Source organism: Saccharopolyspora hirsuta, assembly GCF_008630535.1.
Taxonomy (GTDB): domain Bacteria; phylum Actinomycetota; class Actinomycetes; order Mycobacteriales; family Pseudonocardiaceae; genus Saccharopolyspora; species Saccharopolyspora hirsuta.
Genome location: NZ_VWPH01000015.1, coordinates 199,420 through 215,326 on the forward strand (window position 1 = coordinate 199,420; position 15,907 = coordinate 215,326).

Consider the following 15,907-nt stretch of genomic DNA (forward strand, 5'->3'; position numbering starts at 1 on the left):
GACAACCCGGGCACCCTCTGCAGTCCCTGCTCGCGTCGATTCGGTCGTCCAGGAATGCGCCGACCAACTGCGAAGGACGATGAGTTCTGGCGGCGCCCTGCGGTGACCGAGGCCCTGAGGTCGCGGCATTTCGGGCAGTTCCTCCACGCCTACCGGCACGAACACCGGCCCGCGCTGACCCAAGCCGAGGTCGGGCGCTGGCTTCACCTGACCCAGGCGCAGGTCAGCCGACTTGAACGGTCGGCGAGCCCGCCGAGCGATCTCGCCAAACTGACCGCGTGGGCCACGACGCTGCACGTTCCCGAACGAGTGCTGTGGTTCAAACTGCCCGAAAGCGCCCCCGCGAAGCCCCGTGCGACGACGGGGTTCGGCTGGTTCAGTGTGCGAAGTCGACCTCCGCGAAGCGGGTCGGTCGGTCTGCCCGATCCGATCGACGTCGATTCGCTCCGGGACATGACGACGACATTTCGCCAGCTGGACAACCGTTTCGGTGGCGGGCACGCACGGGCGATGGTCAGCACCTACCTGGTCGAAGAGGTTGCGCCCGCACTGCACCGGTCTCGAACCGGTGCCGCTCTTCAGGAGTTCGTCGTCGCGGTTGCCGAGCTGAACCAGCTCGCCGGTTGGATGGCCTACGACGTCGGTGACACGATGAACGGTCGACGGCACCTCCACCGCGCGCTGCAGCTGTGCCAGAAGGCGGGGGACTCGGCGTTGGCCGCGGAGATGCTCGCGGGCATGAGCCACCAGGCAGCGCACGCCGGAAACGGCCCCGTCTCGGTCAGCCTGGCGCAAGCCGCGCGCGACACCGCCTCCGGAACCGGACTGGCTGCCCTGGTGTCCGAAACCGCTGTGATGGAGGCTCATGGGCTCGCGCTGCTGCGGGAGAAGCGGGCCAGCATCGCGGCACTTCGCGAGGCGGAGCAGGCCTACACCCGCGCGCCCGAGCAGGACAGGCCGACGTGGCTGGCGTACTACGACGAGGCCTACCTCGCCGCGAAGATGGCCCACTGCCTGCGCGAGCTCGGGGAGCTGGAGCAAGCGGAACGATTCGCTCGTCGCTCCTTGGAGATGACTGCGGGCTACGAACGAGGAAGGCTGTTCAACACCGCGCTGCTCGCTTCGATTCTGGCGGACCTCCGCGAAGTCGAACAAGCTTGTGCAGTCGGACGTGAAGCGTTGCGCCTCGCCAGCAGCCTGAAGTCCGCTCGGACGGTCGGGTATCTGCGGGATTTCGCGCGGCGACTTCAGCGCCACGATTCGCTTCCCGTCGTGGCCGAACTCGGTGAGGAACTCCGAGCGGCCGGGATTCTGGAACGCTAGCCCTTCCGGGTGGCCAGGAGTTTGAAAAGCGCTACCTGCGCCGCTGCCCCGGGGATCTCGCCCCGCTCGATGCGCTCCGGGATCTCGGCCAGCGGTATCCAGGCGACGCGGGCGGTCTCGTTGATGTCGGCGGCCCGGCCGGTGTCCTCAGCGCCTTCGGCGAGGAACAGGAGGTTCTCGAAGTCCGCGCTGCCGGTGATCGGCTGGAAGGTCCCGAACGGTTCGATCGACAGCGGACGCCAGCCCGTCTCCTCCTCGACTTCCCGCACTGCGGTCAGCTCCGGGGCCTCGTCCGGGTCGACGTAACCACCGGGCAGCTCCCAAACCCACTGGTCGAGGATGAACCGGTGCCGGTAGATCAGCAGGACGTGGTCGTCGTCGACAACCACGGTCATGGCCGCTTTGGGCATCCGGAGGACGTACTGCTCGAACCGGACGCCGTCGGGAAGCTCCACCGAGGCGATGCTCAGCTTGAGACGCCGCGTGTCGTCAACGAGCTTTTCGCCGTGGATCGTCCACGTGGTCATCGTGCCGTCGTTCGTCTCCTGAGCCACGCTGCGGAACGCTACCGGAACGCACCGTGCACTCGTGAGTCGCAACGAACGGACAGCAGCTGTGATGCTCCGCCCAGATCCGGGACGCGGCCTCGCGCGGAGGCCACGTCCCGGAGGAGTCGTCAGGTGGTCGGGGTGTCGTCGCCCGCAGCGACGGGTTCCGCCGTCTTGGCCTTGCGCTGTTCGGCTTCGAGGCGTTCCGCCTCTTCGCCGCCGATCGCTTCGCCTCGGTCGACCAGGCCCGCCACGTCCGAGAGCGGGATCTGCTTGAGGACCAGGGCGAGCAGGAAGGCGATGCCGATGAACGGCAGGAGGTACCAGAAGACCGGGGCCAGGGCGTCGGCGTAGGCCGTGACCACGCCGTCGCGGATCGGTTCGGGCAGCTGGCTCAGCGTCTTCGGGTCGAGGGTCGCGGTGGCGGTCGAAGCATCGGCCGCCGACGCCCCCGCCCCGGTGAAGACCGCGGTGAGGTTCTCCGTGAGGCGGGTGGTGAAGATCGTGCCGAACACCGCCACGCCGAGCGCGGCGCCCACCTCGCGGAAGTAGTTGTTGGTGCTGGTCGCGGTGCCGATCATGGCCGCCGGGACCGCGTTCTGCACCACCAGCACGACCACCTGCATGATCAGGCCGAGGCCCGCGCCGAAGACGAACAGGAACACGCAGATCAGCCAGATCGGGGTGTCCGCGGCCAGCGTGGTCATCATGACCATCGCCGCGCCGGTGATGATGGTGCCGAGGATCGGGTAGATCCGGTAGCGCCCGGTCTTGGTGATCATGCCGCCGGAGGCGATCGAGGTGCCGAGCAGGCCCACCATCATCGGCAGCAGCAGCAGGCCGGAGACGGCCGCCGAGGTGCCCGAGGACATCTGCAGGAACGTCGGCAGGAAGCCGATCGCGGCGAACATGCCCAGCCCCAGCGTGAGGCCGATCGCGGTGGCGTTGATGAAGATCGGGTTGCGGAACAGGCTCAGCGGGATGATCGGGTCCGCGGCGCGGGCCTCGGTGATCACGAACGCGACGGCCGAGGCCAGCAGTCCGGCGCCCCAGGCCCAGGTCTCGGGCGCGGTCCAGCCGTGCGCCTTGTCGCCGCCGAAGTCGGTGAAGAAGATCAGGCAGGTCGTGGCCAGCGAGAGGAACAGGACGCCGAGCAGGTCGATCGGCTGGGAGGCCTTCTTGTTCGGCAGGGTCAGCGCCACCAGCGCGATGATGAACGCGCCGATGCCGATCGGGATGTTGATGTAGAACGCCCACTGCCAGCTCAGGTGGTCGACGAAGAACCCGCCGAGCAGCGGACCGCCGACGGCCGACAGGCCGAAGATGCCGCCGAGCGGGCCGAGGTACTTGCCGCGCTCGCTGGCCGGGACGATGTCGGCGATGATCGCCTGCGACAGGATCATGAGCCCGCCGCCGCCCAGGCCCTGCATGGCCCGGAACACGACGAACGCCCAGAAGTCGGTGGCGAAGGCGCACCCCACCGAGGCGAGGGTGAACAGGGCGATCGCCACCAGGAACAACCGGCGGCGGCCGAGGACGTCGCCGAACTTGCCGTAGATCGGCATCACGATGGTGGTCGCCAGCAGGTAGGCGGTGGTGATCCACACCTGGTGCTCGACGCCGCCGAGATCACCGACGATCGTCGGCAGGGCGGTCGAGACGATCGTCTGGTCCAGGCTGGCGAGCAGCATGCCCGCGATGAGCGCGCTGAAGATGATCCAGATCCGCCGCTGGGTCAGCAGCAGCGGGGCGGGAGCGGTCGTGGTCATGGTTTCCGTTCGGGGTCGTGTTCCGGTGCGAGGAGCTCGCGGGCGGCGGTGAGCCGGCGGCCCAGGATCTCCGCGAAGGGGTCGGTGCTGGTCGGGTCGAGGAACTCCCGCGCGGTCGCCCTGACCAGGACCTGGATCAGCTGCACCGCGGCAGCGGCCCGGAGGTCGCCGGGGGCCAGTCCTTCGCGCTGCTCGACGAGCTCCACGTCGGACTGCTCGTCGCGCAGCAGCCGCTCGAATCCCCTGGTGAGCAGCTTGGGCTCCCGCTCGAACGCGGCGCGGACGTCGGCCACGCCCTCGGCGGTGATGCCCGAGGCGTCCCAGCGCTGCACCGCCAGCTCGGCGAGGTCGTCGAGCAGGGTCGGCGAGAGCCCGGGGGCCTCCGGGTTGCCGCGGGCGACGAACCAGGCGGTCAGTTCGTCGTCGTCCTTGCGGGCGGGAACTCCGAGGACCGCGTCGTCCTTCGAAGCGAAGTAGTTGAAGAAGCTGCGCCGCGAGATCCCGACCTGCTCGCAGACCTCTTCAACGGTGAATCCCGACAGGCCGCGTTCCGCGGTCAGCCTGCGGGCGATCGAGGTCACCTGCGCAGCCGTCGCCGCCATACGCCGCCTGCGCATGTTCGTTGCACGATTCATTGCATAGTGCATTATTGCACCCTCGGATGCAGAGTGCATCGAGTTTTGGTGTGGCCCCGGACGCACTCGCGGCCCCCGGGGGCGCGGCAGCGCCCGAGCGCTTCGGGGGATTCGTGAGCGCGGGATTCGGTGAATCAGGGGTATAGAAGGCTTCTATCGGCAATATTCGAAATCGGTCTCCCGCCGTTCAGCTGGTCGCCTGACCTGCCCGTACGCTCGGGTTTTCGTGCGGTGCACGGGTTTTCGGCGCGTTCGGCCGCTTGGTGGGGCGAATTCGGTTCGCTAGGGTTCGCGGTGATCGCCGGGTGACCGGTGACAATTCCCGTTCGGTGGTTCCGCCCGGTGCTGCGCGCATCGCGGCGGGGCTCGACGCTGCCAGGAGGTTGGGGATGAGCGATGCGGTCCGCTCCCGCGAGCGCCTGCCGATCCCGGACGAGGTCGGACCGCCGGCCACCGCGCTGGACGCGCGCGACCAGCGGTTCGAGCCGGTGCGACCGGTGCGCCCGCCGGAATCGGCGCCCAACGTCGTGGTCGTGCTCATCGACGACATGGGGTTCGGGGCGCCCAGCGCGTTCGGCGGGCCGTGCCGGATGCCGACGGCCGAGCGGCTCGCCGACGGCGGCCTGCGCTACAGCCGCTTCCACGTCACCGCGATCTGCTCGCCGACCCGGCAGGCGCTGCTGACCGGCCGCAACCACCACTCCGTGGGCATGGGCGTGACCACCGAGATGGCCAGCGCCGCACCCGGCTACAACGGCATCCGCCCCCGCAGCGCCGCCACGCTGGCGCAGGTGCTGCGCGGGAACGGCTACAACACCGCGGCTTTCGGCAAGTGGCACCAGACCCCGGCCCGGGACGTCAGCGCCGCGGGACCGTTCGACCGGTGGCCGACGGGGGAGGGCTTCGAGAAGTTCTACGGCTTCCTGTGCGCCGAGATGAACCACTGGTACCCGCTGCTGTTCGACGGGACCACCCCGCTGGAGCCCGCGCGCCGCCCGGAGGACGGCTACCACCTCTCCGAGGACCTGGTCGACCACGCCATCGACTGGGTGCGCGACCAGCGGTCGCTGAAGCCGGACCACCCGTTCTTCGTCTACCTGCCGTTCGGCGCCACCCACGCGCCCTACCACGTGCCCCGCGAGTACCGGGACAAGTACCGGGGCGCGTTCGACCACGGCTGGGACCGGCAGCGCGAGATCACCCTGCAGCGCCAGAAGGAGCTCGGCGTGGTGCCGGAGGACGCCGAGCTGGCCCCGTGGGCGGAGGGCGTCCCGCACTGGGACGAGCTGTCGGCCACCGAGCAGCGGGCGGCGGCGTCGCTGATGGAGCTCTACGCGGGCTTCGCCGAGCACACCGACGACCAGGTGGGCCGCCTCGTCGACGCGCTGGAGGAGCTCGACGCGCTCGACGACACGCTGTTCATCTACATCCTCGGCGACAACGGGGCCTCCGCCGAGGGCGGTCTCGGCGGCACGCTCAACGAGCACCGCTTCGCCAGCGGCATCCCGGACAGCGCCGAGTTCATCCTGGACAACGCCGACGCGCTCGGCGACGCCACGACCCACGCGCACTACCCGGTCGGCTGGGCGCTGGCGATGAACACGCCCTACCAGTGGACCAAGCAGGTCGCCTCGCACTTCGGCGGCACCCGCGACGGGATGGTGGTGCACTGGCCCCGGGGCATCGCCGAGCGGGGCGGGATCCGGCACCAGTTCCACCACGTGATCGACGTGGTGCCCACCGTGCTGGAGGCGGCGGGCATCCCGCACCCCGTCGAGGTGGACGGGGTCGCCCAGAAGCCGATCGAGGGCACCAGCATGCTCTACAGCTTCAACGACGCCGACGCGCCGGACCGGCACCGGCTGCAGTACTTCGAGATGGTCGGCAACCGCGGCATCTACCACGACGGCTGGATGGCGGTGACCCGCCACGGAACGCCGTGGGAGATGGTCCAGGGCGAGCAGCGGCGCTACTTCGACGACGACGAGTGGGAGCTCTACGACACCTCGGTGGACTGGACGCAGGCCCGCGACATCTCCGCCGAGCACCCGGGCAAGCTCAACGAGCTCAAGCAGCTGTTCCTGGTCGAAGCGGGCCGCTACGGGGTGTTCCCGCTCGACGACCGGATGACCGAGCGGGAGAACCCGAAGGAGGCCGGGCGCCTGGACCTCATGGGCGAGCGCCGGTCGATCACCTTCCACGCCGGGGCCAAGCGGCTGACCGAGGAGACCGCGCCGAACGTCAAGAACCGCTCGCACCGGTTCACCGCCGAGGTCGAGACCGGCGGGGGAGCGGACGGCGTGATCATCGCCCAGGGCGGTCGCTTCGGCGGTTGGTCGGTGTACTTCCACGAGGGGCGGCTCTGCTACGCCTACAACTACTTCGGCCTCGATGTGCACACGGCGCGGGCGCGCGCACCGCTGGCGCCCGGCCGCCACGAGATCCGGGTCGACTTCGCCTATCACGGCGGCGGTGTCGGCCGGGGCGGCGACGTGACGCTGCACGTGGACGGGGAGCAGGTCGGCGAGGTGGTGGTCCCGAAGACCATCCCGTACTACTTCGCCTTCGACGAGACCTTCGACATCGGTGTCGACCGCGCCACCCCGGTCACCGACGACTACCCGGTGGCCGACAACGCCTTCACCGGCGAGCTGCGCTGGGTCCGCGTCGACCTGGGCGACGACCTGCACGACGCCGCCGACGAGCGCGCCCGGTTCAAGGCCGCCCATGACTGAGCGGGCCTGCTGCGCCCCCTCGGCCGGACGGCCCGAGGCGGCGGCGAACGCCGTCGAGCCCGCCGCTGCTCCGCGCGCGGAGGGCATGGTGCGGCTCGACGGCGGTTCGTTCCTCATGGGCGGCGGGGAGTACCCCGAGGAAGGACCGGTGCGGACGGTTCGGGTCGAGGCGTTCCGGATCAGCCGCACCGCGGTCTCCAACGCGGAGTTCGCCGAGTTCACCGCCGCCACCGGCTACCGCACCGAGGCGGAGCGGTGGGGCTGGTCCTTCGTCTTCGCGGGCCTGCTGCCCGACGACTTCCCGCCCACCCGGGGCGTCGCCTCAGCACCGTGGTGGCGGCAGGTGGAGGGCGCCTACTGGCGCCGCCCCGAAGGCCCGGGGTCCGATGTGGACGATCGTGCGGATCATCCCGTGGTGCACGTGTCGTGGACCGACGCCCAGGCCTACTGCACCTGGGCGGGGCTGCGGCTGCCGACCGAGGCGGAGTGGGAGTACGCCGCGCGCGGCGGGCTGTCCGGCTGCGCCTTCCCGTGGGGAGACGAGCGGGAACCCGGCGGGGAGCACCGGATGAACGTCTGGCAGGGCGTCTTCCCGCAGCGCAACGACCGGGCCGACGGCTGGTACGGGACGTGCCCGGTCACCGAGTTCGCGCCGAACGGCTTCGGCCTGTACAACACCACCGGGAACGTCTGGGAGTGGTGCGCCGACTGGTTCGGCCCGGGACGCCGCAGCGCTCGCGGCGGCTCGTACCTGTGCCACGAGTCGTACTGCCGGCGCTACCGGGTGTCGGCCCGCCAGGGGCTGACGCCCGACACGTCCACCGGCAACACCGGCTTCCGCTGCGCCCGCGACGCGTGAGGAGGAGCCGCATGGAACGCCGGGAGCTGGAGTACTTCCTCGCGATCGCCGAGAGCGGGAGCTTCACCGGCGCGGCCCAAGCGCTGCGCATCGCGCAGCCCTCGCTGTCGCACGCGATCGGCTCCCTGGAGCAGAAGCTGGGCGGCAAGGTCTTCCACCGCCTCCCGCACGGCGTCGCGCTCACCCCCGCCGGGGAGGCGCTGGTGGAACCGGCCCGGCAGGTCATGCGCGACCTCAGCACCGCCGCGGACTCGGTGCGCCGGGTGCTGGGGCTCGCCGAGGGCCGGCTGGACATCGTCGCGCAGACCACGCTCGCGGTGGACCCGCTCGCCGACCTGCTCGGCGCGTTCCTGCGCAGCCACCCGAACGTCGCGGTGCGCGTGTCCGACCACGAGCTGGGGTCGGGCGCCACCAGCGCGGTGCGCAGCGGTGAATCCGAGCTCGGCATGGCCGATTCCGCCGCGGACGGGGTCGCCGAGCTGGAGCACGTCGTGCTCGAAGGCCGCGAGATCCTGGCGGTGCTCCCGCCGGGGTCGGCGGAGCGCGACCGCCTCTGCCGCGCCGAGCTCGCCGAGCTGAACTGGGTCACGACCCCGCGCGGAACGGCGACGCGCGAAGTCATCGAGGACACCGTCGGAGCGCAGGGCGCGAAGCCGCGCGTCGCGGTGGAGACGGCGCACCAGGCGATGGTCGTGCCGCTGGTGCTGGCCGGTGCCGGGGCGACGCTGCTCCCGAGGTCGCTGGCCCGCGAAGCGGGGGAGCGCGGCGCAGTCGTCCGCCCGCTGCGGCCGAGGGTGGTGCGCCGCGGCGCCCTGTTCTGGCGCCGCGGCCCGCTCTCCCCGGCAGCCGCCGAGTTCGTCCGGATGATCTCGTCCTAGGACGTCAGTCGAGGCAGAACTCGTTGCCCTCGACGTCCTGCATCACGATGCACGACTCCTCCTCGCCGTCGGCGGGGAGCAGCCGCACCCGCACCGCACCGAGCGCGACCAGCCGGGCGCACTCGGCCTCGAGCACGGCGAGGCGCTCCTCGCCCACGAGCCCGGTCGCGGCCCGCACGTCGAGGTGCACCCGGTTCTTGGCCACCTTGCCCTCGGGAACGCGCTGGAAGAACAGCCGCGGGCCCACCCCGGTGGGATCGGAGCAGACGAACCACGAGTCCCGCTGCTCGACCGGCAGCGAGTTGTTGTACTCCTCCCAGGTGCTGAACCCCTCCGGCGGCGGCGGTGCCACGTACCCCAGCACCTCGCACCAAAAGCGGCCGACGCGCATGGGTTCCGCGCAGTCGAAAGCGACCTGGAACTGCTTGACCGATGTCATCCGACCAGCTTAGTGGGCGCGCTGATCACCGCGGCCCGGATGTGATCGGTCAGCAGCCGAGCTGGTGGGCGAGGTCGAGGAAGTCGGTCGCGTTGACGTCGAACTCGTCCTCGAAGGACACGTCGGGGGCACCGCCGGGGCCGAACTCCAGCGGGCGGGCCACGAACGCGGTCTGCATGCCCAGCGCGCCCGCGGCGCGGACGTCGTACTTGTGGCAGGCGACCATCATGATCTCCGCCGGTGGCAGGCCGAGGTAGGTCGCCGCCATCCGGTAGGTGACCGGGTCCGGTTTGAACGCCCCGGCCATCTCGGCGGTGAAGACCGCGTCCCACGGCAGACCGGCCCGCTTGGACAGGTTCACCACGGCGGACACGTCCGCGTTGGACAGCGTCGCGACGGTGAAGCGGGTCTTCAGCCGGGTCAGGCCCTCAACGGTGTCCGGCCACGGCACGAGCTTCTGCCAGGCCAGCGCGAGCTCCTCGCGCTCGGGCCCGGTGAAGGTCGTGATGCCGTCCTGCTGCAGCAGCCGGTCGAGGGAGTCGCGGTAGACGGAGTGGACGCTGGTCCACCGGTCGCCGCGGGTGTCCGCGAGCGCTGCGGAGTACGCCGCCCGCCAGCGGTGGACGAAGTCCGCCCAGTCCACCTCGGGGCAGCGACCAGCGCTGATGCGCCGGGCCTCCGCGGTGACCGTCGAGTGGAAGTCCACCGCGGTGCCCTGCACGTCGAACAGCAGGGCCTTGGGCGCTCGTCGCACGGACAACCTCCCCTGTCAGCACGTCCCGGGATCATCGCATCGGCGCGCTGGCCCCGGTGCGGGCGGCTCGCTTGGCCAGGCGCGCCGGGGCGGTCTCCGGCAGGGCCAGCAGGCAGACCAGGGACAGCGTCAGCAGGGCGGCCAGGTAGTAGCCGACGTTGAGCGGGTTGCCGGTGGTGGCGATGATCCGGTTCGCGATCATCGGCGTGATGCCGCCGCCGAGGACGGCGCCGAGGTGGTAGCCGAGACCGACCCCGGACTGCCGCTTCTCGCGGGGGTAGACCTCGGAGAAGTAGGTGTACATCGGCCCGAAGAGCACCCCGGTCCCGGCGAAGCCCAGGACGACGGCCGTGTTGACCGCGGCGACGGTGCCCGCCGAGGAGATCGGGAACAGCACCAGCGCCGCGGTCAGGGACAGCAGGACACCGGTGAGCATCACCGGCTTGCGCCCGATGCGGTCGGACAGCCACGCCGAGGTGATGTTGAGGACCGCGTGGCAGGCCAGGCCCAGCAGGGAGCCGTTCACGATCGCCTGCCGGGGCAGCCCGAGCCCCTCGGGAGCGCTGGCGGTGGCGTAGGACAGCATGAAGGTCACCAGCGTGAAAGTGGTTGCGGTGAGCCCGATGTTGATCCCGGCGGTCAGCCCGATGCGGCGCCAGTCGGACCTGATCACGTCCAGCAGCGGTTGCTTCGACCGGCTGTCGTGCTCCTCGTCGGCGACCATCGTCCGGAAGACCGGGCTCTCCGCCACGCCCTTGCGCACCCACAGCCCGAGGAGCAGGACCAGCCCACCGGCCAGGAACGGCAGCCGCCACCCCCAGTCCCGCACGTCGTCGTCGGGCAGGAACAGGACCAGGGCGAAGGCGAAGTTCGCCATGATCGTCCCGATCGGCGAGCCCAGGGCCACGAACGAGCCGTACACGCCGCGCCGGTGCACGGGCGCGTGCTCGATCGCGAGCACCGCGGCACCGGCGCTCTCCCCACCGCGCGCGACGCCGTGCAGCAGCCGGAGCGTGACGAGCAGGAGCGGCGCGGCGACGCCGAGGACGGCGTACGAGGGCAGCACGCCCATGCCCAGCGTGGCCAGCCCCATCAGCAGGAACGCGGCGGACAGCGCGGTGCGGCGGCCCTTCCGGTCGCCGATCCAGCCGAACACGGCGGCACCGAGAGGGGCCATCACGAACCCGGCGGCGAAGGTGGACAGGCTGAGGAAGGTGCCCAGCCAGGCGTCGCCGGTCTTGAAGAAGACGTCGCCGAACACCAGCGCCGCGGCCGTGCCGTAGATGGTGAAGTCGTACAGTTCGAGGGAGGTGCCGACCCCGGCGGCCACCCCCACCCGCAGCACGCTGGAAGACCGCTCCGCGGATCGGGTCGATGTCATCAGACGTCCTCACGCAAGGTCAGTGGTGACCGACACGTTAGGAAGTCGCGAAGACCGCACCCAGTGGTGAATCCCGCAGCGGGATAGGGGATTCCTGTATTCAGCTTCTCCAACCTCGTTCTGCGCGGCGGTGCCGGTAGCGGAACCTCAGCGCCCGCCCGGACTCCGGGTGCCCAGCCTATGCATGACCAATACACGGCAGTTGGGCCATCTTCGCCGGAAGGAACCCCTGAGGGGTGGGCACCGTGAACCCGCGGCGGTGCGAGTTGCGAGGGCGGGTTGTGAGCCTGCGGCGTATGCGACACCTTGTTGAGGTGCTGCACCAGGACTTGCGGTTGCGGACCGGAGCAGGATGGAGAACTCGTCGAAGTCGACTTGCGGCGGGCCCGGAAAGCAGGCAACCCCGGGGCCGCTTCCCGTCGGTGGTCCGACGGGCCGAACCGGACGCAGTTCGGGGCCCCGGGGTCGGGTAGCTGCCTGGTATTCGCCGACCGCTCACCCGCGTCGCGTCCCGCAGGACGATCGCACGCCGGGTCGGCTGGAGTGCCGTGGGCGGTCCTAGCGGACAGCCACCTCACAAGTCCTGTTGGTATTCAACGTCGGACCACCTCCTTTCCTGTGTACCGAGGAGGCTAGGCGGCGGCCCACCGCACCGGCAACAGATTTTTTCCAGCACCGGATTGCCCGTTCTCCCTCCAACCACCCGAGGACATCAGCGCCGGGTGAGACGTCGTGCCGAACCGGAGCTGCGCCACCTGAAGCCGGAAGAGCGCTTCGCCGACGCGATCGGGGAACGACTGGAGTGAGTGGCGGTGCGCTTGGGGCGCGAGGTCGTGGCTCGCTGCGGCCGTGGTTCCGGTGCGGCTGCCGCAGAGCGCGAGCGACGCAGCACCCGCTCGCCCGGCGTTCCGGACGCGTGCCGGTCCGGGCGGTGGGTGACGGCGACCGCCGCAGCTGCCAGGGGGACGAGCGCGGCTGCGGCGGTGGTGACCCACGACGTCGCGCTGGACAGCGGGTATTCGAGCGTGACGAGTCCGACGGCGATGGCGGGGAGCCCGGCACCCAGGTAGAACGCCAGGTTCAGCGCGCCGGTGATGGCGCCGCGCTTGCCCGCCGGTGCGACCGCGTCGACGGCCGCCGCCGCGCCGCTGTAGGCCAGGCCGTGCCCGGCTCCGGCCACGATCGCCGCGAGCAGGGTGATCGGGAGCGAACCTCCAGCGGTCTTGGCCAGCAGGGCGAGGCTGGTCAGCAGAGCGCCGAGCCCGACGAGCTGCGCGGAGCGCGTGCCGAGCCGGGGCACGAGCGGCTGGGTCAGCACCGAGCAGATCAGCACCGCGCCGAGGATGCCGCCGGTCACCGCCTGGTCGCTCTGGCCGCTGCGGTCGAGGAGGGCCGGGATGACCGCCAGGAACAGGCCCGCCGCCGTCCAGGCGAGGAACCCGGTCGCCGCTGCGGCGGCGAAGTGCAGCCGGGCCCCCTGCGGGATCTCCGGGCGGGTCGGCGCCCACCGAGCGGTCCGCGGTGCGCGTCCGGAGAGGTTCGCGACGAGGTGCCAGCCGATCCCGAGCAGCGCCAGGTGCAGGACGAACGGCAGGAGCTGCGGTGCCGGTGCGTGCTGGGCGAGGATGCCGCCCGCGATCGGTCCGGCGGCGGTGCCCGCGACGAAGGCCGTGCTGGCCAGCACCGCGCCGTTGAGCCGGGCCCGCTCGCTGATCAACGTGGTCGCCGCCCCGGTCGCCGCACCCAGCGCGAGCCCCTGCGCGGCCCGCCCGACCAGCAGCCACCCCAGGCCGGAGGCGAAGGCGAAGCAGGCCGAGCCGAGCGCGGCCAGCGCGATGCTGGCCCGCAGCACCGACCGCGGTCCCAGGGCGTCCGACGCCGACCCGAACAGCAGCAGCGCGGGTGCGCTGACCAGCGCGAACGTCGCGTAGATCAGCGTCATCGCGAGATCGCTGATCGCGAAGGCCCCCTGGTAGGCCGGGTACAGCGGACTGGGCAGGTAGGCACCGGCGGTGAGCACGACCAGCACGTACACGCCGGTGCGCATCTCGCGGGCGCGGTCGACAGGAGGGTTCGGCATCGTCACGGCATCCAGGCTGCCCGTCGAGACCCGGAAGGAAAATCAAACGATCTTCGAGATGACCGTGCAAAATAGTTGAATGATCGATCCGAAGCTCAAGGTGCTGCAGATGGTGGCCCACCACGGCACGGTCACCGCCGCTGCCGCCGCGCTGCACTACACCCCGTCGGCGGTCTCGTACCAGCTGCGCCAGCTGGCCGAGGAACTCGGCGTCGAGCTGATGACCCAGCGCGGCCGCGGCATCCAGCTGACCGCGGCGGCCCGGACGGTGCTGCGCCACGCGGAAGCGCTTCAAGCGCAAGCCGAACGCGCCTACGCCGAGCTCGCGTCGATCGCCGACGAACCCAGCGGTTCGTTCACCCTGTGCGGCTTCTCCACCGCTGCCACCAACCTGCTGCCACCCGCCGCTGCCGCCTTGCGGGAGCGCCACCCGCACCTGCGGGTCCGGGTGATCGAAGCCGAACCGGCCCGGTGCTTCGACCTGCTGCTGGCCGGGGAGGCCGACCTCGCCCTGGTGATCAACTCGGCGGACACCCCGTCCACGGCCGACGAGCGCTTCGACCAGCAGCCGCTGCTCGACGACCCGCTGGACCTGGTGGTGCCCGCACGGCACCGCCTGACGGAGCTGCGCGCGGTGACCCTCGCCGACGCGGCCGACGAGCCGTGGATCGTGGCGCTCCCCGGCGGCGCCTACCACGACCTGGTCCGAACGGCCTGCATGGCGGCCGGGTTCACCCCGAACATCGCGCACTACGCCAACGAGTGGGACACCGGAGCGGCCCTGGTGGCCCACGGCTTCGGCATCATCCTCGTCCCGCGCCTGGCCCGCCTGCACGACGACTGGCCCGTCGTCCGCCTCCCCCTCCACGGCGAACCGGCCCCGGCCCGCCGAATCACCGCGGCAACCCGCCTCGGCCACCGAGAACACCCAGCGGTAACGGCATCCCTGGAAGCGATCCGCGCCACGGCCTCGGCCCTGCTCCCGCCGCCCGGATAGGTCGACGTCTACCGGCCCCTGGTTTCGGTGAAGCGGGCTGAATGCGTCGCGCCATGGATTCCTAACGGCTTGATCTAGTCGGATTCGTCCAGCTCGAACCGTTCGGAGATCTCGCCGGTCGCGCCTGTGCACGGTCGCGAGGAACAGCTTCGCCGCACCTGCTAGCTAGGGGAGGGCACGAACTCCTCGTCGTGGGATGCGAGGCTAGACGGATGGAACCCCGAGTCGCGCTGCTCCGACTTACCGGCGTTATGCGCGCGAAGCTGCTGAACGAGTCCTTGCATCTTTTTGATAGTCCAGCTTTCGCTTGTCCACTTCCGCCCGTCAAGGACTGGAAGCTCCGGCGTCGCTACCTTGTGGTATTCCTTGACGCCGTAAATAGCTCTCAGGAGTGTGTCGTTGGCCTGGGGATAGCGGTCCCTGGTAAGCGGGTGAGCTCGTACGAACGGCGCATCGAAATCGAAGAGTTTTATCCACTGCCAGACCTGGTGTCATTCTCTAGAATAAGTGCACAGCTTAAGAGTGACGCTGCTTTGTTGCGATTTGATGGTCCACTTACTACGGGGCTCGGAAGTCGTGTGATTTCTGCTATCAGTCAGGAGCTCCCGGCGCTCGCCGGAATTTTGCAACAGCTGCTGAGGAAGGTGGCGCTTCCGCTGCCGACTGGAAATGCCACCGAGAATTCGATAAGTCAGCGCGATGCGAGCAATGTCCTACTGACTGCCTTCTCGATGGGACGCGATATTATCAGAGAATGGCCGTCATCCGTGGATTCGGATCGATTCTATCGGGATATACCGGGTGAGGCTGTACCTCACGAGGATGACCTGATTCGTAACGACATGGGGTATGTTCCTGGCTGGTCGCACGGCGGCTCCATTGATTATACGATTAGGAGATATGGCAGAGGTGAGCGCAAGCTGCTGATTTACTATGCAAACGCGCGAGAGCTGGAACGGCAGACTGGGGTGGATCTAATCTACTGGAACAAGTTCCATGGCTCATTTGTTCTTGTTCAGTATAAGAAGTTTAATTCTAGCGGAGAGGAGCTGACGTATTGGCCAGACAGTGATAAGAACTTCGGTCGTGAGTTGTCTCGGATGCGCACTATTGACGATGCATGTAAAACTAATGTCCGGCATGACGACATACATTTGATTCAATCGGCGACCTTCTTTAAGTTTTGCGACCCGGTTCCCTTTGATCCTGGGACTCAAGACCTTGTGCCAGGAATGTACCTCTCTCGTGAACATGTTGAAGCTTTGATGGAGGTCGATCTGCAACCTGGACAGAAGGGGCGTAGAATTGATTACAGGTCGACTCCCCGTTACTTGAACAACACGCTCTTTACGGGATTGCTGGGTGACGGTTGGATCGGTACACGTGGCGCTGCGACCGAACTCGTTGCGCAACAGATCGAAACTAGCACTAGGCAGGGGAGAGCGGTTGTTGCCGGAGTCAGCTCAGACAGGCTCGGCAATTCGCGCGTTGGTTCAGCCTGAGCTGTAC

The 15,907-nt window shown here is 69.5% G+C and carries 13 protein-coding genes; 6 read left to right on the top strand and 7 right to left on the bottom strand.

Annotated elements, in window-relative coordinates:
- Nucleotides 1-102 precede the first annotated feature (102 nt).
- A complete protein-coding gene (locus F1721_RS28780; protein WP_170301636.1) occupies nucleotides 103-1,323 on the top strand; it encodes a helix-turn-helix domain-containing protein in 1,221 nt (406 codons plus the stop codon).
- Here F1721_RS28780 and F1721_RS28785 read toward each other — a convergent pair.
- The 3 genes from F1721_RS28785 to F1721_RS28795 all read right to left on the bottom strand — a co-directional run bounded on the left by F1721_RS28785 (nucleotide 1,320) and on the right by F1721_RS28795 (nucleotide 4,257).
- Nucleotides 1,320-1,877 (bottom strand): NUDIX hydrolase, encoded by a 558-nt coding sequence (locus F1721_RS28785; protein WP_246155372.1) that lies wholly within the window; start codon nucleotides 1,875-1,877, stop codon nucleotides 1,320-1,322. The genes F1721_RS28780 and F1721_RS28785 overlap by 4 nt on opposite strands.
- Nucleotides 1,878-1,999: 122 nt before the next feature.
- Nucleotides 2,000-3,640, bottom strand: coding sequence for an MDR family MFS transporter (locus F1721_RS28790; RefSeq protein ID WP_150069940.1), 1,641 nt, complete (start codon nucleotides 3,638-3,640; stop codon nucleotides 2,000-2,002).
- Nucleotides 3,637-4,257 (bottom strand): TetR/AcrR family transcriptional regulator, encoded by a 621-nt coding sequence (locus F1721_RS28795; RefSeq protein ID WP_246155373.1) that lies wholly within the window; start codon nucleotides 4,255-4,257, stop codon nucleotides 3,637-3,639. The genes F1721_RS28790 and F1721_RS28795 overlap by 4 nt, the downstream gene beginning before the upstream one ends.
- Nucleotides 4,258-4,664: 407 nt before the next feature.
- On the opposite strand from F1721_RS28795, the gene F1721_RS28800 reads away from it, so the two are divergent.
- From F1721_RS28800 to F1721_RS28810, 3 genes are read left to right on the top strand one after another with little or no spacing between them, the layout of a single operon-like run.
- Nucleotides 4,665-7,010, top strand: a complete 2,346-nt coding sequence (locus F1721_RS28800) for an arylsulfatase (RefSeq protein ID WP_150069941.1) — start codon at nucleotides 4,665-4,667, stop codon at nucleotides 7,008-7,010.
- Complete coding sequence (locus F1721_RS28805; protein ID WP_150069942.1) at nucleotides 7,003-7,869, top strand: formylglycine-generating enzyme family protein; 867 nt, start codon at nucleotides 7,003-7,005, stop codon at nucleotides 7,867-7,869. The genes F1721_RS28800 and F1721_RS28805 overlap by 8 nt, the downstream gene beginning before the upstream one ends.
- Before the next feature lie 11 nt (nucleotides 7,870-7,880).
- Nucleotides 7,881-8,747, top strand: a complete 867-nt coding sequence (locus F1721_RS28810; protein WP_150069943.1) for a LysR family transcriptional regulator — start codon at nucleotides 7,881-7,883, stop codon at nucleotides 8,745-8,747.
- Between the two features lie 4 nt (nucleotides 8,748-8,751).
- On the opposite strand, the gene F1721_RS28815 is transcribed toward F1721_RS28810, so the two are convergent.
- From F1721_RS28815 to F1721_RS28830, 4 genes are all read right to left on the bottom strand, one after another.
- Nucleotides 8,752-9,186: a VOC family protein gene (locus tag F1721_RS28815; RefSeq protein WP_150069944.1), complete on the bottom strand. Its 435-nt coding sequence runs from the start codon at nucleotides 9,184-9,186 to the stop codon at nucleotides 8,752-8,754.
- 49 nt (nucleotides 9,187-9,235) lie between these two features.
- Entirely contained in the window at nucleotides 9,236-9,940 is a 705-nt protein-coding gene (locus tag F1721_RS28820; protein WP_150069945.1) for a haloacid dehalogenase type II, read from the bottom strand.
- 31 nt (nucleotides 9,941-9,971) lie between these two features.
- Nucleotides 9,972-11,321 carry an MFS transporter gene (locus F1721_RS28825; protein WP_150069946.1) on the bottom strand — a complete coding sequence of 450 codons (1,350 nt, stop codon included), beginning with the start codon at nucleotides 11,319-11,321 and terminating at the stop codon, nucleotides 9,972-9,974.
- Nucleotides 11,322-12,033: 712 nt separating this feature from the next.
- Complete coding sequence (locus F1721_RS28830; RefSeq protein ID WP_150069990.1) at nucleotides 12,034-13,401, bottom strand: MFS transporter; 1,368 nt, start codon at nucleotides 13,399-13,401, stop codon at nucleotides 12,034-12,036.
- 79 nt (nucleotides 13,402-13,480) lie between these two features.
- Here F1721_RS28830 and F1721_RS28835 point away from each other — a divergent pair, with 79 nt between their 5' ends.
- Both F1721_RS28835 and F1721_RS28840 read left to right on the top strand, forming a co-directional pair.
- Entirely contained in the window at nucleotides 13,481-14,398 is a 918-nt protein-coding gene (locus F1721_RS28835; RefSeq protein WP_150069947.1) for a LysR substrate-binding domain-containing protein, read from the top strand.
- Between the two features lie 431 nt (nucleotides 14,399-14,829).
- Nucleotides 14,830-15,900: a hypothetical protein gene (locus F1721_RS28840; protein ID WP_150069948.1), complete on the top strand. Its 1,071-nt coding sequence runs from the start codon at nucleotides 14,830-14,832 to the stop codon at nucleotides 15,898-15,900.
- The last annotated feature ends 7 nt before the right edge of the window (nucleotides 15,901-15,907 follow it).

Bases quoted from the DNA above. Each gene is read 5' to 3' on its own strand.
- F1721_RS28815 (WP_150069944.1), bottom strand. From the start codon at position 9,186: ATGACATCGGTCAAGCAGTTCCAGGTCGCTTTCGACTGCGCGGAACCC.
- F1721_RS28800 (WP_150069941.1), top strand. From the start codon at position 4,665: ATGAGCGATGCGGTCCGCTCCCGCGAGCGCCTGCCGATCCCGGACGAG.
- F1721_RS28805 (WP_150069942.1), top strand. From the start codon at position 7,003: ATGACTGAGCGGGCCTGCTGCGCCCCCTCGGCCGGACGGCCCGAGGCG.
- F1721_RS28835 (WP_150069947.1), top strand. From the start codon at position 13,481: ATGATCGATCCGAAGCTCAAGGTGCTGCAGATGGTGGCCCACCACGGC.
- F1721_RS28830 (WP_150069990.1), bottom strand. From the start codon at position 13,401: ATGCCGAACCCTCCTGTCGACCGCGCCCGCGAGATGCGCACCGGCGTG.
- F1721_RS28825 (WP_150069946.1), bottom strand. From the start codon at position 11,321: ATGACATCGACCCGATCCGCGGAGCGGTCTTCCAGCGTGCTGCGGGTG.
- F1721_RS28795 (WP_246155373.1), bottom strand. From the start codon at position 4,257: ATGCGCAGGCGGCGTATGGCGGCGACGGCTGCGCAGGTGACCTCGATC.
- F1721_RS28810 (WP_150069943.1), top strand. From the start codon at position 7,881: ATGGAACGCCGGGAGCTGGAGTACTTCCTCGCGATCGCCGAGAGCGGG.
- F1721_RS28790 (WP_150069940.1), bottom strand. From the start codon at position 3,640: ATGACCACGACCGCTCCCGCCCCGCTGCTGCTGACCCAGCGGCGGATC.